22 protein-coding genes are annotated in these 21561 nt (G+C 64.0%); 3 read left to right on the top strand and 19 right to left on the bottom strand.

What is annotated here, in order from left to right:
• Nucleotide 1: 1 nt before the first annotated feature.
• From CFB82_RS02485 to CFB82_RS02440, 10 genes are all read right to left on the bottom strand, one after another.
• Nucleotides 2-2680: a type VI secretion system Vgr family protein gene (locus tag CFB82_RS02485; protein WP_089483348.1), complete on the bottom strand. Its 2679-nt coding sequence runs from the start codon at nucleotides 2678-2680 to the stop codon at nucleotides 2-4.
• A 68-nt stretch (nucleotides 2681-2748) separates the two neighbouring features.
• On the bottom strand, nucleotides 2749-3867 hold the full coding sequence (gene tssA, locus CFB82_RS02480) for a type VI secretion system protein TssA (protein ID WP_089483347.1): 1119 nt from the start codon (nucleotides 3865-3867) through the stop codon (nucleotides 2749-2751).
• 42 nt (nucleotides 3868-3909) lie between these two features.
• Nucleotides 3910-6579: a type VI secretion system ATPase TssH gene (gene tssH, locus CFB82_RS02475; protein ID WP_089483346.1), complete on the bottom strand. Its 2670-nt coding sequence runs from the start codon at nucleotides 6577-6579 to the stop codon at nucleotides 3910-3912.
• Nucleotides 6580-6622: 43 nt separating this feature from the next.
• The gene (gene tssG / locus CFB82_RS02470; RefSeq protein WP_089444851.1) at nucleotides 6623-7723 is read right to left on the bottom strand and encodes a type VI secretion system baseplate subunit TssG; all 1101 of its coding nucleotides are present in this window, start codon (nucleotides 7721-7723) and stop codon (nucleotides 6623-6625) included.
• Nucleotides 7687-9522: a type VI secretion system baseplate subunit TssF gene (gene tssF / locus CFB82_RS02465; RefSeq protein ID WP_089483345.1), complete on the bottom strand. Its 1836-nt coding sequence runs from the start codon at nucleotides 9520-9522 to the stop codon at nucleotides 7687-7689. The genes tssG and tssF overlap by 37 nt, the downstream gene beginning before the upstream one ends.
• Nucleotides 9523-9599: 77 nt before the next feature.
• The gene (gene tssE / locus CFB82_RS02460) at nucleotides 9600-10085 is read right to left on the bottom strand and encodes a type VI secretion system baseplate subunit TssE (RefSeq protein WP_021161818.1); all 486 of its coding nucleotides are present in this window, start codon (nucleotides 10083-10085) and stop codon (nucleotides 9600-9602) included.
• A 62-nt stretch (nucleotides 10086-10147) separates the two neighbouring features.
• Nucleotides 10148-10651, bottom strand: a complete 504-nt coding sequence (locus CFB82_RS02455; RefSeq protein ID WP_006477093.1) for an Hcp family type VI secretion system effector — start codon at nucleotides 10649-10651, stop codon at nucleotides 10148-10150.
• A 70-nt stretch (nucleotides 10652-10721) separates the two neighbouring features.
• A complete protein-coding gene (tssC, locus tag CFB82_RS02450) occupies nucleotides 10722-12212 on the bottom strand; it encodes a type VI secretion system contractile sheath large subunit (protein WP_011350759.1) in 1491 nt (496 codons plus the stop codon).
• Between the two features lie 15 nt (nucleotides 12213-12227).
• Nucleotides 12228-12743, bottom strand: coding sequence for a type VI secretion system contractile sheath small subunit (gene tssB, locus CFB82_RS02445; protein WP_027783377.1), 516 nt, complete (start codon nucleotides 12741-12743; stop codon nucleotides 12228-12230).
• 46 nt (nucleotides 12744-12789) lie between these two features.
• Nucleotides 12790-13428, bottom strand: coding sequence for a tetratricopeptide repeat protein (locus CFB82_RS02440; RefSeq protein ID WP_089483344.1), 639 nt, complete (start codon nucleotides 13426-13428; stop codon nucleotides 12790-12792).
• A 376-nt stretch (nucleotides 13429-13804) separates the two neighbouring features.
• On the opposite strand from CFB82_RS02440, the gene tssJ reads away from it, so the two are divergent.
• The 3 genes from tssJ to icmH all read left to right on the top strand — a co-directional run bounded on the left by tssJ (nucleotide 13805) and on the right by icmH (nucleotide 16645).
• Nucleotides 13805-14416 (top strand): type VI secretion system lipoprotein TssJ, encoded by a 612-nt coding sequence (tssJ, locus tag CFB82_RS02435; RefSeq protein WP_089483343.1) that lies wholly within the window; start codon nucleotides 13805-13807, stop codon nucleotides 14414-14416.
• 103 nt (nucleotides 14417-14519) lie between these two features.
• Nucleotides 14520-15866: a type VI secretion system baseplate subunit TssK gene (gene tssK / locus CFB82_RS02430; protein WP_069246988.1), complete on the top strand. Its 1347-nt coding sequence runs from the start codon at nucleotides 14520-14522 to the stop codon at nucleotides 15864-15866.
• Nucleotides 15863-16645, top strand: coding sequence for a type IVB secretion system protein IcmH/DotU (icmH, locus tag CFB82_RS02425; RefSeq protein WP_089444849.1), 783 nt, complete (start codon nucleotides 15863-15865; stop codon nucleotides 16643-16645). Before tssK ends, icmH begins: the two co-directional genes overlap by 4 nt.
• Before the next feature lie 81 nt (nucleotides 16646-16726).
• Here the strand turns inward: icmH and CFB82_RS43870 are convergent, their stop codons facing one another.
• From CFB82_RS43870 to CFB82_RS02380, 9 genes are all read right to left on the bottom strand, one after another.
• Entirely contained in the window at nucleotides 16727-17434 is a 708-nt protein-coding gene (locus CFB82_RS43870; protein WP_256990273.1) for a DUF7716 domain-containing protein, read from the bottom strand.
• Complete coding sequence (locus tag CFB82_RS02415) at nucleotides 17431-17799, bottom strand: immunity protein Imm33 domain-containing protein (RefSeq protein ID WP_256990272.1); 369 nt, start codon at nucleotides 17797-17799, stop codon at nucleotides 17431-17433. The genes CFB82_RS43870 and CFB82_RS02415 overlap by 4 nt, the downstream gene beginning before the upstream one ends.
• A 22-nt stretch (nucleotides 17800-17821) precedes the next feature.
• Nucleotides 17822-18316: an Imm1 family immunity protein gene (locus CFB82_RS02410; RefSeq protein WP_089483342.1), complete on the bottom strand. Its 495-nt coding sequence runs from the start codon at nucleotides 18314-18316 to the stop codon at nucleotides 17822-17824.
• Nucleotides 18309-18623 (bottom strand): hypothetical protein, encoded by a 315-nt coding sequence (locus CFB82_RS02405; protein WP_143750869.1) that lies wholly within the window; start codon nucleotides 18621-18623, stop codon nucleotides 18309-18311. Before CFB82_RS02405 ends, CFB82_RS02410 begins: the two co-directional genes overlap by 8 nt.
• A 125-nt stretch (nucleotides 18624-18748) precedes the next feature.
• Nucleotides 18749-19237 (bottom strand): DUF4265 domain-containing protein, encoded by a 489-nt coding sequence (locus tag CFB82_RS02400; protein ID WP_089483340.1) that lies wholly within the window; start codon nucleotides 19235-19237, stop codon nucleotides 18749-18751.
• A 102-nt stretch (nucleotides 19238-19339) separates the two neighbouring features.
• Entirely contained in the window at nucleotides 19340-19921 is a 582-nt protein-coding gene (locus CFB82_RS02395; protein WP_089483339.1) for a hypothetical protein, read from the bottom strand.
• A gap of 92 nt (nucleotides 19922-20013) precedes the next feature.
• The gene (locus CFB82_RS02390; RefSeq protein ID WP_143750868.1) at nucleotides 20014-20544 is read right to left on the bottom strand and encodes a hypothetical protein; all 531 of its coding nucleotides are present in this window, start codon (nucleotides 20542-20544) and stop codon (nucleotides 20014-20016) included.
• A 6-nt stretch (nucleotides 20545-20550) separates the two neighbouring features.
• Entirely contained in the window at nucleotides 20551-20868 is a 318-nt protein-coding gene (locus tag CFB82_RS02385; RefSeq protein ID WP_089483337.1) for a DUF7716 domain-containing protein, read from the bottom strand.
• Nucleotides 20869-21030: 162 nt separating this feature from the next.
• Nucleotides 21031-21411 carry an Imm10 family immunity protein gene (locus CFB82_RS02380; RefSeq protein WP_089483336.1) on the bottom strand — a complete coding sequence of 127 codons (381 nt, stop codon included), beginning with the start codon at nucleotides 21409-21411 and terminating at the stop codon, nucleotides 21031-21033.
• Between the last annotated feature and the right edge of the window lie 150 nt (nucleotides 21412-21561).

Here is a 21561-nt window from a genome sequence, read left to right as displayed (position 1 = left end):
TTCACTCTCCCGTCCGTTTGACCTGGCTAGCAACGAACTCGTCAAAATCGATGTTCTTCAATTCCGCCCGGCCTTCCGCGTCGAGCGCGACGCTATGTTCGGTCCCGTCCTCGGTCGCGAACTTGATCGGCTCCCCGTGCGGCACGTTGCCGTCGGCGTCGACATAGCGAATCCGCATGTCCGCCTTGCGGCCTTCCGTCTTGAACGTCTTGTGCAGGCTCGTCGGCCCGCTGAATGCGTGCTGCCCGCCCTTCACGTCGATCTGGCCCGGTGCGTGGATCTCGATGTTGCCGTCCTTGATCCGGACATACGCGCCGCCCGCCGTCAGCAGGATCTCCTGCTTCGCGACGCCTTCGATCGATGCCGTCGCCGACAACACCTTGATCGCCTTCTGCGCAATCATCTCGACGTTGTCGCTGTGGGCCCGGATCTCGACCGGCCCCTTGCCGGCAAAGAGCTTCATGCCCGCGTTCTGCACGAACAGGCTGAGCTTGTCCTTGACGCTCGCCACCAGCGACTTGCCGCTCGCGAGATGCGTGCTTTGACCGCTGACAAGGTTCACGTGCCGATCCGCTGCCACGTGCGCGCTCTGCTGCGACGACACCCCGATCCCCGCCGGGCTGGCGAACAGCATCACCGGCTCCTTGAACGCATTCGCGTCACCCGTCCCACCGCCCGACGTCCTGCCGCCCGACGACGCCCCCGCCACGCTGTTCTTCGTCGCATCGGCGAACTGCTTCAGCGCATCGTGACCGGGGCCGAGGCTTTCGGCCTGATGCATTTCACTGGCCTGCGACATCGATTCCAGCAGCCCGTCTGCATCCGTGAGTTGCGCCCGCGCTTCGCTCGCATCGAGCGGCTGGCTGTTCGCCGGCTTCGGATGCGTCGTGACGTACAACCCCTGCCCGGCCCGCACTGCACCATACGCATCGGTACGCAAGTCGAACCCCGAACCGAGATACGCACCCCGCATGTTGCCGTTCTGCTCGATCAGGTAGCCGAGATGCAACAGCGAATTCGCGCTGCTGCTGAACAGGCGTGCACGGTTCTGGCCGGTCGCGTCGTCGAGCACCATCTCGTTGTGCCCCGACCCCGCGTACTCCTTCGACCGGAAGCCCGACAGGATGCCGTCGCTATGCCACTGCGGCTTGGTTGCCCCGTTGTAGACCCGATGCATGACGATCGGCCGGTCGCAGTCCCCGCCGATGTAACCGATCAGCACTTCCTCGCCGACCCGCGGAATATGGACGGCGCCGTAGCCGCCGCCGGTATCCGACTGCACGACACGCATCCAGCATGATGCGGTTTCGGTGCCCTCGTTCTGCCGGTCCCAGACGAACATGACCTTGATGCGGTTCAGCGCGTCCGTATATACCTCTTCGCCCTTCGGCCCGACGACGACGGCCGTCTCGAGCTGCATCACGGGCTTCTTGTGCTCGAACGGGCTGCGATACGGCACCGCCGCGCGTTGCGCTTCGACCTCGACGAGGTAGAACCCGGCCGAACCGTCTTCGTGCCCGACTTCGAACGCGGCCGCCGCACCTTGCGCAGCTTTGGCCTGCGCGAGCCGCGCCTGCAGGCTGTGCGGGAAGTTCGCTTCGTGGTCCGAGATCGGCAGGTTGTTCTCGATGTACCGCGACACCTTCAAGGCCGCGAATTCCCGGTCCTGCGCCGAATCGCGGTCATGCTCGGGATGGTCCGCCAGCGTGAAGCGCCGCCCGGCATCGATTCCGCGCACGCCGCCCACGCCGAAGAAGCGTTTCGCGCGCGACTCCCATTCCTCGAGGCGGATCTTCGACAGATGCTCGCCGCGATCCTGCCCCGCGTACGTGTACGCACCGGTGTATTCGTAGATTTCCGTCTGGCCCGGCAGATCGCCCTGACCGGCCTTCGTGGGCAAAGTCGTACCGTTCGGATTGCCGGCCGTCGATGGCGACTTGTAATCGAACGTGCGCGTCGTGTGCTGCGAACTCTGCAAGGTCCGCGACGCAGCCCATTGGGTGAATCCGGCGGTTTCGCTCCCGGTTCCCGAGCGGTCGAACCGGACAGGGTTCGGTGACAGTTCGTCGACCGCGTGCAGGTCGTCGGTAATGACGAGCGTGTGAGCGCTGCCATCCCCGGCATGCCGCCAGAAGCCGAACAGCCCTTCGTCTTCCATCAGGCGATGCACGAAGTTCCAGTCGGTTTCGCTCTGGCGGCAGTACGAGCGCGACGGCAGCGGCTTCGACAGCGCGAACTGATAGCGCCCCTTCGCCTGCGAGTGCATATCGAACACGTCGGCCAGGATCGCGTCGACCGGCTTGTCCTGCCAGTACCGCATGTCGCTGCGGAACTTGAGAAAGTGCATCCACGACGCGAAGGTCAGCTGGTAGCCGGACAGGCTGCCGTCCGTGCCGAGACGGCGCGCCGTATGGACGTAGCCGTTGATCGGGAGGTACGACTGGTCCGCCTGCTGGATCCACAACGTCATCGGCTTCGCGATCAGCGTCTTGAGCTCGACGTCGCTGGCGGTCGACACGAGGTCGAGCGCCACGCTGAAGTCGCGCCCCAGTTCGGAACAGATCACGGCCCGGCGCGGCACCAGCGCGTTGTTCGGCAGCGACGGGATGTCCGTCTTCAGCAGGCGATCCTGCTGAATCAGGCCACCGCGAATCGCCTGTGCCAGTTCGGTCAGGTTCATGCGTCAATCCACGTTCTTGTCTGCCGCGAGCCCGCCGGGCCCGCGCTCTCAGGTCAAATGCCCGTCGCTCACGACTGCTCGTCCGGCCTCACGCCCAGCAACTCACGAATATGCGACAGCGAGCCGTCGTCCTTCACGACGCTCTCGAGCCACTTGTGCAGCGGCATGTCGGCCCATTCGGCGGCCTTGTCGGCGAGATACGCGACCGGGCTGTGCGGCTCGGTCTGGCGGAAATAGCGGGCGACCGCGCGCAACTGGTCGACGGCCTGCGCACGATTCTGGATGCCGGCGATCATCTGCGTCGGGGGGCGCGGAACGGGCTGCAGCTGCACGTGAGTCTCCTCGGTCTGGATCGGGTTGCCGAACACCGGCTCGATGCGCTCGGGCTGCGCCTGCGGTGCCGACTGCGTGTGCGGCGCGTTGCCCGTATAACCCTGCTCGCGCGCAAAGCGCTCGGCGAGCCGGTACACGGTCTCGAACGCGTCACGCGCCTGCCGGAAGCTCGGCGCCGAATCGCCCGCGCGCTCGACGAGCCGTTCCTCGAACGCATCGAGCGCGAATTCGAACGCCTTCAGGTTCGCGAGCAACGCAGTGTAGAACGCGATCGACGTCATGCGTCGCGACGAATCGATCTGCTCGATCGACGGCTTGCCGCGCGCGATGTCGTCCGCATGCTCGGGGTCGCGCTTGATGGCCTGCGCGACGTGCTGCGCCACTTCCCAGTCGAGCGTGCTGAACGCGTTCGACGCGCCGTCCGTCATCGGCACCGCGCGCAGCAGCTCGGCCGTGCGGCCGGACAGCCACGCGACGTTGCCGAGCCGGTGCTCGGTGTCGTCGTCTTCCGGCAGCGGGTGCACGGTGTCCCAGAAGTCGCGGCACAGGCCCTCGAGCAGCGCATAGCCTTCGGTGAGGCCGGTGATGCCGTCTTCGAGCGCGAGCGCCTCGGTCAGCCACACGGCGAGCCGCAGGTCCTTGGTGCGCGTGCGCAGCAGCTCGCCTGCATGGTCGACCACGAAGCCCCAGTCGGCCTCCTTGATCTCGGTCACCCACTCGCCCTGGTCGAGCGTCGGATCGTCGTAGCGCCGCGCATCCTGGATCGCGTCGAATTCGTTCGAAAACAGCAGGTCGTCGCCGCTGGGCGACGCATCGCTGATCGGCGTCAGCAGCTCGGGGAGATTGATCGGCATGGTTCGGTCAGTTCATCAAATGCTTGCGTTGCACGGCCGCGCTCATTCGACGGTGTACGTGAATTCGCCGGCCTCGTCCGCGCGCACCGCGATGCGCGCGATGGCCTCGCCGTCGGCGATCCGGCCGAGCACGTGGCCCGCGATCTCCGGCAGCAGCGTACCGTTCAGGATGTGGTCGACGTTGCGGGCGCCCGAGTCAACCTCGGTGCAGCGCGCGAGCACCGCATCGACGAGCGATTCGTCCCATTCGAACGCGGCCTTGTGGTTCGCCTCGATCCGGCGGCGGATCCGTTCGAGCTTCAGCTCGATGATCTCGGCCAGCACGTCGTCGGAAATCGGGTAGTACGGCACGACCTTCATCCGCCCGAGGAACGCGGGCTTGAACGTCTTGTACAGCTGCGGGCGCAGCGTCTCGGCGAGCGCGTCCGGATCGGGCAGCTCCTCGGCCGGCTTGTTCAGGCACGCCTGCATCACCGCGGAAGAACCGACGTTCGACGTCAGGATGATCAGCGTGTTGCGGAAGTCGATCTCGCGCCCTTCCGCGTCGTCCATCGCGCCCTTGTCGAACACCTGGAAGAACATCTCGAGCACGTCCGGGTGCGCCTTCTCGACCTCGTCGAGCAGCACGACGGAATACGGGTTGCGGCGCACGGCCTCGGTCAGCACGCCGCCTTCGCCGTAGCCGACGTAGCCCGGCGGCGAGCCCTTCAGGCCCGACACGCTGTGCGCTTCCTGGTACTCGCTCATGTTGATCGTGACCATCTTGCGCTCGCCGCCGTACAGGATGTCGGCCAGCGCGAGCGCCGTCTCGGTCTTGCCGACGCCCGACGGCCCGACGAACATGAACACGCCGCGCGGCTTGTTCGGATCCTCGAGGCTCGCGGTCGCGGTGCGCACGCGCTGCGCGATCGCTTCCAGCGCGTGGTCCTGGCCGATCACGCGCGCGGCGAGCAGCGGCTGCAGGTTCATCACGGTGTCGATCTCGTCCTTCACCATCCGGCCGAGCGGAATGCCCGTCCACGCGGCGACGATCTCGGCGACCACGTGGCCGTCGACCTGCAGCGGCACCATCGGCTCGCCGCCCTGCAGCGCGTGCAGTGCCGCGACGCGTTCGGCGAGCTTGTCGCGAGTGGCCTGCACGTCGACCGGCTGGCCGTCTTCCGACGGGCCGCGTGCCTTGTCGAGCGCTTCGCGCAGTTCGGTGATCTCGGCGACGATCACGCGCTCGGCTTCATAGCGCGCCTCGTCCTTCGCCAGTTGTTCGAGCGCCGTGTCGCGCGCGCCGCGCAGCTCGCCGAGCCGCTCGTCGTGCGACGCGCCGCCCGCCGCCTCGCGCTCCAGCGACGCGATTTCCGCGTCGATGCGCTCGATGCGCTTCTTCGTGTCGTCGATCGCCGCCGGCGTCGCGCTGTGCGCGAGCGCGACCTTCGCGCACGCGGTGTCGAGCACGCTGATCGCCTTGTCCGGAAGCTGGCGGCCGCTGATGTAGCGGTGCGACAGGCGCACGGCCTCGGTGATCGCATCGTCGAGGATCCGTACGTTGAAGTGCTTCTCCATCAGGCCGGACATGCCGCGCAGCATCGCGGCCGCGAGCGGCTCGCTCGGTTCCTCGACCTTCACGACCTGGAAGCGCCGCGCGAGCGCCGCGTCCTTCTCGAAGTACTTCTTGTATTCGCTCCACGTCGTCGCCGCGATCGTGCGCAGCTCGCCGCGCGCGAGCGCCGGCTTCAGCAGGTTCGCCGCATCGTTCTGGCCGGCCTGGCCACCCGCGCCGATGATCGTGTGCGCCTCGTCGATGAACAGGATGATCGGATGCGCGCTCTTCTTCACTTCATCGATCACGCTCTTCAGGCGATTCTCGAACTCGCCCTTCACGCTCGCGCCGGCCTGCAGCAGCCCCATGTCGAGCACGTGCAGCGCGACGCCGCGCAGCGGCGGCGGCACGTCGTCGGCCGCGATGCGCAGCGCGAGCCCCTCGACAACCGCCGTTTTGCCGACGCCGGCCTCGCCGGTCATGATCGGGTTGTTCTGGCGGCGGCGCATCAGGATGTCGATCGCCTGGCGGATCTCGGCTTCGCGGCCGATCACCGGGTCGATCTTGCCGTCGCGTGCGCGCTGCGTGAGGTTGGTCGTGTACGTGTCGAGCGCAGGCGTCTTCGACGGGCCGGACGCGGGCGCCAGGCCGTCGGCGGCCGGCGCGACGTCGCTCCCTTCGTCATCCCCCTGACGCGGCTCGGCTTCGCTCGAGCCGGCCATGATCTCGTCGAACTTGTGCTTCAGGTCCGTTACGTTCATTTCCGCAAACTGCGACGACATCCGTTGCGCGAACTGCGCGAGATCGGGCGCGGTCAGCAGCGCGAGCAGCAGGTGCCCCGAACGGATGCGGCCGAGCTGCGAGTCGAGCGACGCAATCAGCCACGCCTGTTCGAACAGCGCGATCAGGTGCACGGAGAACACCGGCGTGCGCGTGTTGCCCGTCTTCAGGCGCGTCAGTTCGCGCTCGAGATCCGCATGCAGCGCGTGCGGATCGACGCGGCTCGCGCGCAGGGCGAGCGGCAGGTCGCCCGTCGCTTCGTCGAGCAGCGCGAGGAACAGGTGCTCGAGATCGACCTCGTAGTGGCCGCGCGCCAGGCACGCGCTCGCCGCACGCTCGGTCGCGTGGCGGCACAGCGGGTTCAGTTTCGTGATCAGGGTCTTCAGAGGCGTGCTCATGGCGTCGATCTCAGGTTCGATTGCGTGTTGTTGTCGTTCGGAATCAATGAATCACGTGCAGTTCGTAGCGGGCGTCGGAGCGGTCCTCGACCGCGTCGCGCGTACACAGGAACGCGTCCCAGCCGAGCCGCGAGCCCGCGCCGAGCACGCTCGCGCCGACCTCGGTGCGCTTGAGCACGAGCTTCACTTCGTATTCGAGCGTGACGCCGGCAAGCAGCGTCAGCATCCGCTCCAGTGCGATGGCGTGCGCGCCGCCGGGCAGGAATGCCTCGTAGTCGCGCTTGGACAGCGGCCCGACGATGATCCGCGCGCGCATGTCGCGCTGCCACACGCGTTCGCCGACGAGCGCCGTCGCGCCGAGCACCGCGTTGACTTCGCCGAGCACGCTCAGCTGGTCGGGCGGCACGTCGTACCACTTGCCGACGAACTGGTCGATCTTCACCGGCACGCGGAAGTAGTCGGACAGCGTGCGCTGCAGGTACGCGGCCGACATCGGCCGGTGCCGTGCGGCGAGCGCATAGCCGGCCACGGCCTCGTCGAGCACGCCGCCCACGCCGGCCGCGAGACTGTCGCGCACCTCGTCGCTCGGCACGCCCGCGATCGCGAGCAGCAGCGGCAGATAGCGCTCGTCACGATCGAGCTCGTAATGGAACGGCAGCCGGTATTTCTTCCACGCGGCATAGAACAGCGCGGTCGCGCGGTTCGAGAACACGTCGAAGAACGCGCGCGCCGCATGGTCGCGCTTCAGGTGCTCGCGCGCGACGATCTGCTCGGTGTAATGCAGCGGCAGCGCGCCCTGCCCGCCGAGCAGCCCGAAGAACGCGGGCGTCAGCTCGACGTGGCCGAGCTCACCGGCCGCGAGCGCAGCGCCGCGCGCCTCGCCCGTGTCGAGGTGGGTGCCGTCGTCGTCGAACGAACGCGCGCCTTCGATCTCGCTCGGCGGAAAGCCGAGCGACAGCGTGTTGCGAAATTCGATGCGCTGCGCGACCACGTCGCCCTGGCGCCACGCGCCGGGCGCATCCGACGCCTGCCGCGCGAACAGCCCTTCGAGCACGCGCACCGCCTGGAAGAACTCGAAGCGGTGCGGCTCGTCGAGCAGCGCGTCGACTACGCCAGGATCGATTCGCCGGTTCGGGGCTTGCATCGGATGATCTCCTCGCCGGTGCGCTTCGACACGACGACCAATTGAACGAAACTGTTGAGGTGCACGTACAGCCCGAAGAAGCTGTCGAGCACGCGCACGAACGAGGCCAGGCTCGCGCCGACGAAGTGTTCCTCGTCGATCGTCAGGCGGATCTCGATGCCGCGCACGAAGGTCGCGAACGGCTTGCCGGGCAGCCACTGCACGGCGCCGCGCTGCTCGACGCCGACGAGGCCGTCGATCTGGCGCATCGACACGGCGGTGCGCCGCAGGTCGTACAGCGTCAGCATTTCCTTCAGCGGCGCGAGGCCGTGCGCGACCAGCGACACGTGATTGAGCGCGAGGTGCGACACGAGCCGCCAGTGCGCGGCGCGGCCGCGCTCGAAGCGCACGCTCTGCGTCGGGCGGCGCAGCAGTGAAATGCCGCTCGTCTGCGCGCCGCCCTCCTGGAACAGGTCGCCGCCCTCGAGCCCGAACGCGAGCATCGCCGGCAGGTCGCGGTTCGTGCAGGTGAGGTCGAGGCTCAGCGTGTCGGTCTGCGGCGACGTCGGCTCGAAATCGATGTCGACGATCGAGATCTCGGTTTCATAGCCGGGGCTCTTCTGCGCGACCCAGTCGTTGCGGCGTGCGAACCAGTAATGGCCGATCCGCGCCGATTCGCCGTGATGCAGCGAATAGAACGGCCGGAACTCGATCACCGATTCCTCGTGCGCCTGCTGCCTCACGAGCTTCACCGAATCGATCGAATACACCTCGTACGCGAACGCGCGCCGCGCCTCGGCGATCACCGGGTAGGACACCGCGCGGTGGGTGATGCGGATCGGCTCGCCGTGCTGGCGGAACAGGTTGACGATCGGCGTGCAGAACAGCCGGAAGTGGCTCGCCGTCAGCAGTTCGAGCAGCCGCGCGACGTGCGAATCGCTGCGCACGTCCTGCAGCACGAGATGCAGCGTCGCACGCTGGCAGCGGCCGCTCGCGCGCGCGATCGCCGCGATGTCGAAGTCGACGAAATCGAACTTGTCGGGGAACGCGAAGTATTCGGTGAGCAGGCGATACGCGGGATGCGATTTCGCCGGGTAGTCGATGAGCGCGTCGTCCTCGTCGAAGCCAGCGTGCGCGATCGGCAGCTTGCGCAGCGCGGTCCAGCGGCCGTTGCGCTCGGGTTCGACATACGCGCCGAGCACGTTGACGAACAGGCAGTCGGTCAGCGCGGCGACGAACGACTGCTCGCCGTGCAGGTGCGCGCGCAGCGTCGGCAGCTTCAGCGCGCCGAGATCGAGCTGCGCGGCGAGCGACTCGAACGTGATCGAGATCACGCCTGTCGCGTTCGACGGCAGCACTGTCGCGCTCGGCGCGAGCGCGACCGGCGTATAGCGGGCTTCCGAGATGCGGATCGGCGCGAGCGTCACGTCATAGGCGGTGCGGAACCGGCACTGCACGCCGCGGATCGGGCGGCTCTTCAGCTCGGTGCCGCGATCGATCACGACCGGTTCGGTCTGCTGGCCGGGCGACGCCGGCGTGAACTGCGCGATCGAGCACGACGGGAACGGCCGCAGGTAGTGCGGATACAGCACTTCCAGCAGCGCTTCGGTGAATTCCGGGTAATCGTCGTCGAGCTTCTTGTTGATGCGCGCGCCGAGCAGCGCGAACGACTCGATCATCCGCTCGACGTGCGGATCCTCGCAATGCTCGCCGGATAGCGCGAGCCGCGCCGCGATCTTCGGATAGCGTTCGGCGAAATCTCGCGAATAGCGCCGCAAAAACGATAATTCGCGCTCGTAATACGGCAGCAATTCTTCCATCGACGACCCCGAACCTCAATATTTCCTGCCGGACCCTGTTCCACCACCGGGCGGTCCGGCCCGCTCGGCGGCTTGATTTACTGCATTCTTGCGGCGCGTGCGCGCGTAACCGAATACTGCAGCGTCGAAGGCTGCAGCATCGCGTCGAAACTCACCGGCTCCTCGGCCGGGTGCACGACGAGCAGCGCCTGGATCGCGAAGTAAAGCGCGTTGGTGGCCTGCTCGTTCAGCTCGAACGTCACCTGCACCTGCTGCAGGCGCGGCTCGTGGCGCGCGATGGCCTGCTGGATCGACTTGCAGATGAACGCGCGATCGTAGTGACTCGCCAGGCTCAGCCCCGCGAAATCGTTCAGCCCGTAGGTCAGCACCGACTTCTGGCACTCCGGCAGCGTGGCCAGCTCGTTCTCGGTGTGGGCGATACGGGTGTTGAGGATCGCCTCGACGTCGCGGGCGACCGTGTTCTTGAGCTCGTCCAGCGACAATTGCCGCATCGCTGCCGAGGCCGGCAGGTGCGGTTCGTCGTCGAACAGCTTGTCGAGAAAACTGGGTTCGAATCGTTTCATCGGCCGGGATTCACAGCGAAAACGGCAACGGGACGCCGTGCGCCCCGTTGCCGCAACCGACCTTAGACCGCGTAGGTCTTGTCGTTCTTCGTCAGACTCCAGGCGCCTTGCGTGTTACCGCCCTGGTTGCCGCCGATCTTCTGCTGGGTTTGCTTCCACTGCACAGCTGCGTACTTCAGCGAGAACGTCTCGAGCGGCAGACCTTCCTCGCGAACGCTCGGGGCGATGCTCGAGATGATCACGTACTTGAGCTTGACTTCCAGATACTGCACGCGCTTGCCTTCACCATCAGCGCGCGAGAAATGGACCGTCACCTCGTCGAACGTGGTGCCGCCCGAAGCGTGTTGGTACAGCAGCGGGCTCGACGAATCGATTTCCTTCGTGAAGATCATGTCGCCGTGTTCGCAACGCGTCATCGTGTGACCGCCAGCGGTCGATGCGGTTGCCGAACGCGGCTGAACGATCGAGTGATCCCACGATTTCAGTTCGATCCAGCCCTGGTGGTCCTTATCCGCGGATTCGCCCTTCACCGCGGGACTACCAAACTGCAAGTGCATATGTAACATGGCCCTTCGACTCCCCAAAGAGGTGGTTTTAACGTCCTACCCAGGCGGCCCGCCCGGGCGATTTACTCGCTTATGAATTTGCCGGTTTGGGCAGATCAGCGACAAGTCGCAGAGAAATCGAGAGTTCGTCGAGCTGAAAGTGCGGGCGCAGGAACGCGACCGAACGATACGAGCCCGGCTTGCCCGGAATCTCCGACACTTGTATGGATGCCTCGCGCAGCGGAAATTGCGCTTTCTGTTCCTGCGAGGCGTTGTCGTCGAGCAGGACGTATTGCGAAATCCACCGGTTGAGGAAAGTCTCCACGTTCTGCGCCGATGCGAAGCTGCCGATCTTGTCCCGCATCATCGCCTTCAGGTAGTGCGCGACGCGCGATACCGAGAAGATGTACTGAAGCTGGGCGGACAGGACGGCGTTCGCATTCGCGCTGTCGGTGCTGTATTTCTTGGGTTTCTGCACCGACTGCGCAGCGAAGAACGCGGCGTAATCTGAGTTCTTGCAATGGACGAGCGGGATGAAGCCGAGGTCGCTCAGCTCCTTCTCGCGGCGATCGGTGATCGCGATTTCGGTCGGGCACTTCAGCGCGACTTCACCGTCGTCGGTCTTGAACGTGTGGGTCGGCAGGTCCTCGACGAGGCCGCCGCCTTCGACGCCGCGGATCGCCGCGCACCAGCCGAAGTCGTCGAATGCGGCCGTCAGGCGTGCAGCGAACGCCCACGCGGCGTTGCACCACAGGTACTTGTCGTGGTCGGTGCCGTCAACGTCCTCGACGAAGTTGAAGTTCTCCGCGGTCTGGCCGTCCTTCGGATTGAACGGCAGGCGGCCGAGGAAGCGCGGCAGCGTCAGGCCGACGTAGCGCGAATCTTCGGCGTCGCGGAACGACTTCCACTTCGCATATTCGACCGTATCGAACACCTTGCCCAGGTCGCGCGGCTTGCCGAGGTCGGAGAACGACTCGAGGCCGAGCAGCTCGGGCGATGCCGACGCGATGAACGGCGCATGCGCGGCCGCGGCGACGTGCGACATCTGCTCGATGAAGTACATGTCTTCCGGCTGGCGCGAGATCTCGTAATCGCCGATCAGCGCACCGAACGGCGAGCCGCCGAACGTGCCGAATTCTTCTTCGTAGACCTTCTTGAACAGCGCGCTCTGGTCGAACTCGCTCGCGCCCTTGAAATCGCGCACGAGGTCGCGCTTCGGTGCGTGCAGCGCCTTGATCTTGATCGTCTGGCCGGTGTTGCTTTCCTTGACCAGGTAGTCCATCCCGCGCCACGTGCTTTCGAGGCGCTGGAATTCCGGCGCGTGCATCACTGCGGAAAGCTGCGTGGAAATCAGGCGGTCCAGTTCCGCGACGCGCGCGTCGATCGTGGCCGACAGGTTGTCCGACACGATCACCGTGCCGTCGAGCACCTGGTGCACGAGTTCGCCGATCAGATCCTTCGCACGCGCATGCTCGGAATCGGATTTCGCGACCTTGCTCTTCTCGACGATGTCGTCGAGCAGCGAGGTCCCGGCGGCGTAGTCCGCGCCGCTCGCTTGGGCCGCAGCCGTTTGCTGGTTCATCTCAACACTCCGTCGTCATTCGCCGTCTTTGTCGCTGCCCGTGCCCTTCGCGAGCTCCTGCAGCTGCTGCGTGTTCTTCAGCACCTCGGACAGCAGATCCTCGAGCTTGTCGTTGCCGGCGAGCTTGTTGCGCAGGTCGGCGAGCTTCGAGCGCGCCTCGAGCAGGCGGCGCAGCGGCTCGACCTGTTCGACGACTTCGTCCGGGCTGAAATCCGACAGCGAACGGAACTTCAGGTCGACCGCGAACTTGCCGCCTTCCGGGCTCAGGCGGTTTTCCACCTGGAACGCGGCACGCGGCTCGATCGCCTTCATCACGTCGTCGAAATTGTCGCGATCGATGTTGACGAATTTACGGTCGCGCAGCTTCGGCTGCTCGATTTCGGACTGGCCCGCCAGATCGCCGACGACCCCGACGACGAACGGCAGCTCCTTCACCTCGATCGCATCGCCCTTCTCGACCTCGTAGGTCAATTGGACGCGCGGCGGCCGTATTTTCTGCAAGCTTTTCTGAATGCTTTCTTTCTTGGCCATCTCGACGGCTCCCAGGTTAGTTGTGGTTATCGCGTCAGTCTTGCGGTCAGTTGCGCAGTGCGCCGAACGGGTCACCGCCCTTCGCCCCGCCGCCCGACGACGTGTTGGTCGGCGGCGGCGCAACGTTGGATTCGGCGGTCTGCGTCTGGGTCTTCTTCGTATGGACGACCGTACGACCCTTCTTGACTCGGCCCGTGGGGCGGGTCGTCGTTTCCGGCGGGAACAGCGCCGATTCACCCAGCGTGTCGCGCAGCTGCTTCGCGAGCGCCTGCGCATCCGACTTCGCGTCACCCGCGAGCGACGAATCCTGGCGCAGCTCGCCGAGCGACTGCGTCGCGATCCGCAGGCCGGCCACGGCCAGCACGCTCTTCGCCTGACGGTCGGTCGCGTCGCGCTGCAGCGCTTCCTGCGCGGCAACGATTGCCTGGCCGTAATGGTTCTGGGCGAACTGGATTTGCGCGATGCGCGACCACGGCTCTTCGCGCGTCGGATCCGACTTCGCGAGCTGCTGGTACAGGCCGAGGGCCTTGTCCTGGTCCCCCGCCTTCGCAACTGCGTCCGCATCCGCCAGCGACTTGTTGAACACTTCGGCAGTCGGCGGCGCCGGAGGCTGGCTCGCACAGCCGGCGATCACGCCGCAAGCCACTACTACCCCAGACAGTTTTGCGAAGAGACGGTCTTTCATCGTTATATCCACCGGCGCGTGAGTTTTAAAATCGTTGAGAATCTGGTTCTTTTGCTTTGCAAGAAGCGCGCGGGTATAGTACCGATCAATTTTTCATAATTCAATCGTCGTGTGAAGAGTAATTCCTTTTAAAACTGGGCGCTACCCCCTCCAATGGCCTCTCGCAGCGGGCTCGCAGCGATTTTTTCTGGCGGCCGGAAAGGGCAAGTTTTACTGGTTACACGACGCGCCGCCCGGATGGCGGAAAAAATTTCCGGACGCCTGCCTCGACGCGGGCGTGCTTAATAGTTGAACAGTGCAATGCCGGGGACACGCAGCGAACGCGGAAATACCCGGCAGATTTGACAGGGATAAAAGGCAGCCCGCCGGAAATACGATGAGATCGTTGATGATTCGCTACGCGCTGCCACTGGTTGCCTGCGCCCTCCTGGCCGGATGCGCGGCCGCCCCGCTGCTCGGCTCGGCCGCGAGCGCCGTGATGTCCGCGGCCGGTATCGGCAAGCCCGAGGTGCCCGACGCGCAGAAGCCGCCGCGCAACCTCGGCATCACGCTGGCCGCCGCGCCGAACCTGAATGCCGCGACCGACCACAAGCCGCTCGCGCTCGTCGTACGCCTCTATACGCTGAAGGACCCGACGTCGTTCCAGCAGGCGCCGTTCGACGCATTCACGGATCCGACCAAGGAAAAGGCCGCATTGGGTGCCGATCTGCTGAACGTGCGTGAAATCACGCTGATTCCGGGCCAGCGCTATACGGCGACCGAGAAGGTTTCGCGCGAGGCGCAGGCATTCGGCATCGTCGCGCTGTTCCGCGATCCCGCAATCCAACGATGGAAACTGACGTTCGACCCGGCGAAGTCGGAGAAATCCGGCATAATCATCGGCCTGCATAATTGCGCGATGACGGTCACCGACGGCACTGTCATCGCACCGCAACAGGGTGCGCCTTCACAACCGCTGAATTTGCTTTCCTCGGTCTCCTGCGGTTAAACAATGACGCACGAATGTCAATTAACAAGAGTTAACAATTGGCGATTTAATTCGGGCACGAACAAATCGATTACATCGCAACGCGACATTAACCGGATTTGACATGAGTTATTCGGCCAAGGTGCTGTGGGGGGAAGGGCTGTTCCTCCGGCCTCAACACTTTCAGCGACAGGACGCGTACCACGAAGCGCGCCTGTTCGAATCGATCCAGGCGATCCAGCCGTACAACTGGGGCGTGCGCTCGGTGCGCATCGACCGCGATGCGCTCGGCAGCAACGTGCTGCGGGTGGCCGAGCTTGCGCTCGTGTTCCCGGACGGCGCGCTGTATGCCGCGCCGCAGGCCGACGACCTGCCGCCGCCGATCGCGCTGGACACGCTGCCTGACGGCATCAACGAATTCGTGTTCTATCTTGCGCTGCACCCGCTGCGCGAGAACGGCACCAACTACAGCGACGATCCGGCCGCCGGCTTCATGACGCGCTTCGTCAGCGAGCAGGCGAGCGTCGGCGACAACTTCACCGACGCCGCCGAAGCCGACATCACGTTCCTGAAGACGCAGGTCAAGCTGATCGCGCACAGCGAACCGCGCGACCAGCTGCTGTCGGTGCCGCTCGTGCGCGTGCGCCGCACCGCGACGTCCGGTTTCGAGATCGACGACAGCTTCGTGCCGCCGTGCCTCGCGATCGACGCGTCGCCGATCCTCCACCAGCGGCTGCGCCAGCTCGTCGACGCGCTGCAGGCGAAGGTGAACGCGCTGTACGGCTTCCACCGCGAGCCGTCGAAGAACATCATCGAGTTCCGCTCGGGCGACATCGCGTCGTTCTGGCTGCTGCACACCGCGAACGCCGCGTTCGCGACGCTCGCGCACCTGCACCAGCATTCGGCGCTGCATCCGGAGCGGCTGTTCCAGGAACTGCTGCGCCTCGCAGGCCAACTGATGACGTTCTCGAAGGGCTATACGCTGGCTGATTTGCCGGTGTACCGCCATGACGATCCGGGCCCGAGCTTCGCGCGTCTCGACCTGATGCTGCGCGAGCTGCTCGACACCGTGATCTCGACGCGCTACTTCGCGATCACGCTCGACGAGGTGCGCCCGTCGTTCCACCTCGGCCGCCTCGATTCCGGCAAGATCGATGACAAGACCGAGTTCTACCTGGCGGTGTCCGCGGACATGCCGAGCGTCGAGCTCGTCGATGCGGTGCCGGCCCGCTTCAAGGTCGGTGCGCCCGACGACGTCGACAAGCTCGTGCTGTCGGCCATGCCCGGCGTGCGGCTCTCGTACACGCCGCAGGTGCCGCCCGCGATTCCGGTGCGCCCCGGCGCGTGCTACTTCGCGCTCGATTCGCGTAGCCCGCTGTACGAGCGCATGCTGCAGGCCCAGTCCGCGATGATCTACGCGCCGACTGGCATCAATGACCTGAAATTCGAACTGATCGCGGTCACATCATGAGCTACGCGCCTTCCCTGTTCGGCGACAACGCGCCGGCCCCCCTGCATACGCCGGCGTCGACCGACGCCTCGTTCCAGGCCCGTTCGCTGCTCGACCTGCTTTACGACGGGTTCTTCATGCTGTTCCTGCTCAAGAACGGGCGGGAGCCGGAGAGCGCGGGCGAGTTCAGCACGCGCATCCAGGAATTCCTGTCGGACTTCGAGCGCGGCGCGAAGAAGCTGAATATCGCCGCTGAAGACGTGTACGGCGCGAAGTTCGCGTTCTGCGCGGCGATCGACGAGATGGTGCTGTCGTCGCAGTTCAAGATCCGCACGGACTGGGAACGCCGGCCGCTGCAGCTCGTGCTGTTCGGCGAGCAGCTCGCGGGCGAGAAGTTCTACCAGTATCTCGAGGAATGTCGCGCGCAGGGTGCGGCGCGGCTGCAGTCGCTCGAGGTGTTTCATATGTGCCTGCTGCTCGGGTTCCAGGGGAAGTATCTGCTGGAAGGGCCGGAGAAGCTGGCTTACCTCACCGCGCGGCTGGGGGATGAGATCGCGCATATGAAGGGCAAGCGGGCGGCGTTTGCGCCGCATTGGCCGCTGCCGGATCAGATCGCGCATCGACTCAAGCGTGAGGTGCCGGTTTGGGCGATTGGGGCGGTTTTTGCGCTGGTTGCGCTGCTTGGGTATCTCGGGCTGAATACGTATCTGAAGGACAAGACGCTGCAGGCGCTGGCGCCTTATTCGCAGGTGATCAAGGTCGGGCCGGAGTCGGCTAATTTGACGATTTCGTTGCCTTGAGGGGGCCCGGTTGTTCGGGCAACGCTTCGCAATAAAAAAGGACCGCCGAGCGGTCCTTTTTTATTGCGGCATCCGGTTTAGTCATGCTTGCGACTTCATGCCGTTCGGGCCCAGATCGAGGAAGTCGTCGTAGCGATCGAAATGATTGAGGCAGCGAACGACCTCCTCGATCGATGCGTCCGGTTTCTGACGATAGGCCAGATCGACGACGTCCTGAAAGTGCTCGCACGCGTACTGGAATACGTAACCAAGTTCGGTGACCCTCTCGGGGTAGATCTCGCGATCCTCATCGTCGACCTGTACCGTATCGCCGATGAAAATCGTCTGTTGCGGACACAGCTCCGCGTCACCGTCCTTTCCGTAAACATCATATAGCCATGCAGGATCGTAGCCCGCCCGCCGCTCCGCCTTTGCACGGACAACGGCAATGAATTCGGCCAGCTGGAAGGTTCTATTCTTGAAATCTTCCGGGCCACGAATCCGCCATCCGATACGTTCGCACTCGATACGCGCCAGCAGCTGTTCTGCCTTGTCACGCTCGATCGCCAGCGTGCCGACATCGGTATCGCTTGCTGCCGCAAGCGCCCGCTCCAGGAACGGCCGTGCCGATACACCACGTGACGTTTCACACATCAGCTCCCCAAGGGCGACGAGCGACTGCGCGAGCGCAACGCGATCGCCTTCCTGCTCGGCCTCGGCCAGCGCGTGACACAGCGCCGCTTCGCCGCGATCCGTCATGCCACGATCGAGCAGCATCAATGCCTTGCGGAGGGTTTGCCGCGCACTCACTGCGACGCCTCGTTGCCGGGATGATCCATCCAGATGTCCTCATAGCCGGTGTCGTCGATGATGAAACGTACGCCGGCCGGCAGCATCAAATAAGGCACGACCAGCGGCAGGAATTGAGGCAAATGCGTGGCATGCAGCGGCTGATAAAAATCGTCGGCATCCGAGTATTCGCCACAATGAAAAAACCAGCTCACGTTCCGTCCTTCGGACAGCGTGATGCGCGTGCCATGGACGGGTGCTTTCCCGAGCGTCGACATGGCGACGGCAACCATGTCCTCAGGTTCGACGACAGGCAGGTTGTATCGCGCACAAATGGCTTCCTGACGGGCACGCAGGCCAACCGGATCGTCTGTCATGTTCGTCATGCTCTTCCCGTCCTGTGGGGCACTAACCAGCTTGCCAGCATAGCTGTGGATCGGCCCGGCCGGACGATACGAAATAGGCGACTGCTTTCGCTGCCTTCACGCGATCCACACATTCCCGCGCCGGGTAGCTGCCGCGCTGGCCGCCGGCAACGAGTTCGATCGTTTCTTCCATCGGTGCCTCGGGTGTCGTCAGGTTCAGCAACACGGCATCGAGGCTCGATGCGATAAATACGACATACCGCCCGTCGTTACCTCCGCCAATCGTCATCACCACGCCATCGCTCGACTCGAATGCGACTGTCGAGCGATCGCGACCGTTCAGCCAGTCGACTGCCGCGATGGCTTGCGCGACGCTGTCGCATCGCACTTCCGTCACGTGCGAGCGGTTGCAGATGTAGGTTTCCTCGATCACTTTCGCGGTTCGCATTCGATGGCCTTCCACCGCTTGCTCAAACGGACGGATAACGTTGGCCGAGCGACGTTCGGCGCGTTGTCCTCGACCCGATCCGCTACTCATTACTCGTAATCCACTGGAAATCGGAATCAGTCAAACCGAACCGCTTCTTCACAACGTCTACAGCATGCGCCGTTTTCACCTGCGAATCGACACTGACGACCACACCTTTTATCGGGGCGTTGACGTAATACATGAACTGCATGGGCCCGACTCTGTCGTCGAGCAGCATGCCGGCAAAGTATTCGTCCAGATCGTCGGCGCCCTTTTCGAATGGAAGCCCGGTCCGCACCGAGAATTCAGAATGGTCGAATCCGAGCATGCAGACGGGCTTGCCATCTCCACTGGGCCAAACACGGGTCTTGTTCATCGTCGACGGACCTTTGCGACTACAGTTCGTTGCATCCCATACCTCAAATCGTGCGTAAGCACATGCCTGGCAACGAGCGCTTGTAGTCACGTTCGGCGAGGAGCACGTGTTGATGCCCGACCTCGCTATCGATCGAGCCACCAGTCGAGCAGCGTTTCGTCCTGCGGATCCTCGAAGTTCCGGTAGATATTGGCGTAATACCAACCGAGGCGGGTTCGTTCCGTAACGCCGTCGAATACGGTGCGAATTCTCTCGCCACCCGCCCTGGACGGCACCGATAGCGCAAGCGAGCCACCATGGCGACCGTCGAGCGTGCCGTTCAGTTCGGATGCGACCTCGCTCGCAAGCCGATCGATCTCGTGATCCGGGATCGCGTCGCCGTAGATCTGGATGCAGTAGTTTCCGCCTCGTTTCAGTACCGTGGCAGGACGATTGGGCGCGTCAATGCGGACGAGATCGCCCTTCGCGAGATTCAACGTGAGACCGGGTGACGCTAGGAGTTTGTAAACACCCGGCTCGACCTGGCGCGCGGGAAGCTCTTCGTGAACAGGTGCGTCGCCGGAGCTGCCTGCGTAGATGTAGATCAGGTCGTACTCTTGGTCGTAGTTGTGCATTTCATTCTCGCCGCGCGTGGGATCGGGTTCCGGACAACAACTGGTGTCCGCAAGGCTATCGGTGTCGTGGCCATCTAATTTCCTGACACTACTCGCCTGCAATCACCCCTCGATCATCTTCATAAAAACCGCCGCGTCCGCATCCGGCAGCGCCTCGCCTATCCTCGACTGGATCTCCTCAAGGAATGCTGGACGGATCTCAAACGTGTCGTCGAAGATATCGCGCGAATACTTTCCGACGTACAGATCGCACCAGATCCACAACACGTGGGCGAAATGCGTGACGGATGGAGCGACGCGCAATGGTGTCCAGGCGCCCGCGCCGTGGCGGTCGAACAGCACATCGCCGTTCGGCACGACGATAACGGGATCGCCGCCCATCTGACCCAGCACGATCCAGTCGTCGTGCCATCCGGACAGCCGACGGCCCGATGCGTCGACACGATAACCGGTCTGCCCGATCGTGAGGCTCGCCTGGTTGCCGTATAACAGGAGGTCATCAGCGGTCCAGGGAATCGACAGGTCGACATTGTCGAGGGCGTTGAACCATGCGGCCGTTTCAGAGCTGACGGAGAGGGATCTCGCGTGCGTTGCATTGTCGGGCGCACGTGCGCCAATGCTTGCGTGCGCATCGACCGTGTCACGAATTTCGACGACGAACTGCTTCAGATCCCGATCGCGCATCGTGCCTCCTGTTGACTTCGCGCCTTGCCGAATCGATTGCGAACGATGCCGGTATCGCATCGAATACGCATCGATTCTCGCCGATCCGACGTTCACGCCGCATCGTCAAAATACCACTTCAGGAATGCCGAGAACGAGGCCCAGCGTGCGTCGATTTTGCCGGCCATGAAGTGCGAATGTGCGGCCAAATCGTAATCGTGAACCGCACCGGACAGCGCATCGTACAAGTACATGCCCTCGCTTTCATCCGACGTCAGCGGCAACAGGTGATCGGGAAACCCGTATCGATCCCGCACGTAATCGAGCGACGCGACGATACCCGAGCAATCGAGCAGATCCCACAACTCGGCAACTGGACGCGGGCTGACGAATGGACCCTGGTACGCGAGATAGAAAGCCGCGAATTCGGTGTCGTGTTCGATCCCGAGACGGTCGAGCGCGTTGAGGACGCCCCGTGGGTCGTCACGTTCGACGTTACCGCTCTGTTTCGACAAATAGATGCGCACGTCGTCGGGGATCGTCATCGCTTTCTCGCCAAAAAACCGCACGTCACCGATTCCCATCGGGTGACGGCATGTCGGACGAAGTACGGGAGCGGAGTGCCGTCCCGTCGTTCTGTTCACGTCTCGTTAGAACAGGATAAATGCATCGTTCTCTACGTAGAAGACGAACGCGTCGAGCAATTGCACAACGCTCGGTTCGTCAACCTGGTCGTGGGCGTTGATCACGATGTCCTCGATCGTCGCGCTGTCCAAGGTGATCCGCCAGCCGGGTTGATTCGCGATGGCAGGTACAGCGTCGTCGTCGGCATCCTTGGTGTCTTCGGAGAACACGCCTTCCGTGTCGAGCGTCCACGGCATCGGAGGGAGATAGAGCCATCCGGAGAAATCGCCCGGGCGTTCGAGAATGTGTTTCAGCGACACTTCGGTCGCGGGGGTGGTTGACATGGAGATTGCGGTGATAACTAGGGTAAATGTACCGGCATAGCGTGTGACGGGAGCGAGGATGTGCACGTGCCGCTGCGCTCGTGTCGGCGAGCCGTGATTATGCCCATTCCGCACGCATGAGGTTGGTCCTGCGACCGTTGTCGCCTGATGCTCGGCCGCAAATCAATCGAGGCGCAGCGTGATCGCCTGACTCGCGAAGATCGCCATCAGCCCCTGCTTCAGGACTTCGAGCCGGTCGATTGCACGCACAACGATCGTCACCAACGCCAGCCCCTCCGGCCATGCGGAATCGCGAGACAGTTCGATGTTGAGTATTTCTCCCTGCAGTGAAACCGACGCGACGCCACCGTATCCGGCCACGCCATCTTCACCGACTTCCATGTAGTAGGTGTCGAGACCGAGCGCCTCGTCCTGTTCGTCGTCTTCGGTTCCGCGCTGCAGGATTACGTAGCTGGACGGAGGGTCGTGGTCCGCGAGGCCGACGATGTGGATGCCCTTATCGAACGTGTAGGTCACGATATTCGCGAAGAATCTGAAGTCCATTTCATTAGGCTCCTGATAGATATACGGGATTAATGACGAGCGGCGCGAAACCTGCCTCGGGCCACAGTCTTTCAGGAGTCGAGTGCGGCATCAATGCTCTGATCCGACTTCAGAACCAGTAAAATATCGACAGAATGAACAAAGGGCTGC

This window comes from Burkholderia sp. HI2714, assembly GCF_002223085.1.
GTDB lineage: Bacteria > Pseudomonadota > Gammaproteobacteria > Burkholderiales > Burkholderiaceae > Burkholderia > Burkholderia lata_D.
Note: the sequence above shows the minus strand (reverse complement) of the source record. Positions and strands in the feature narration are given on the sequence as shown.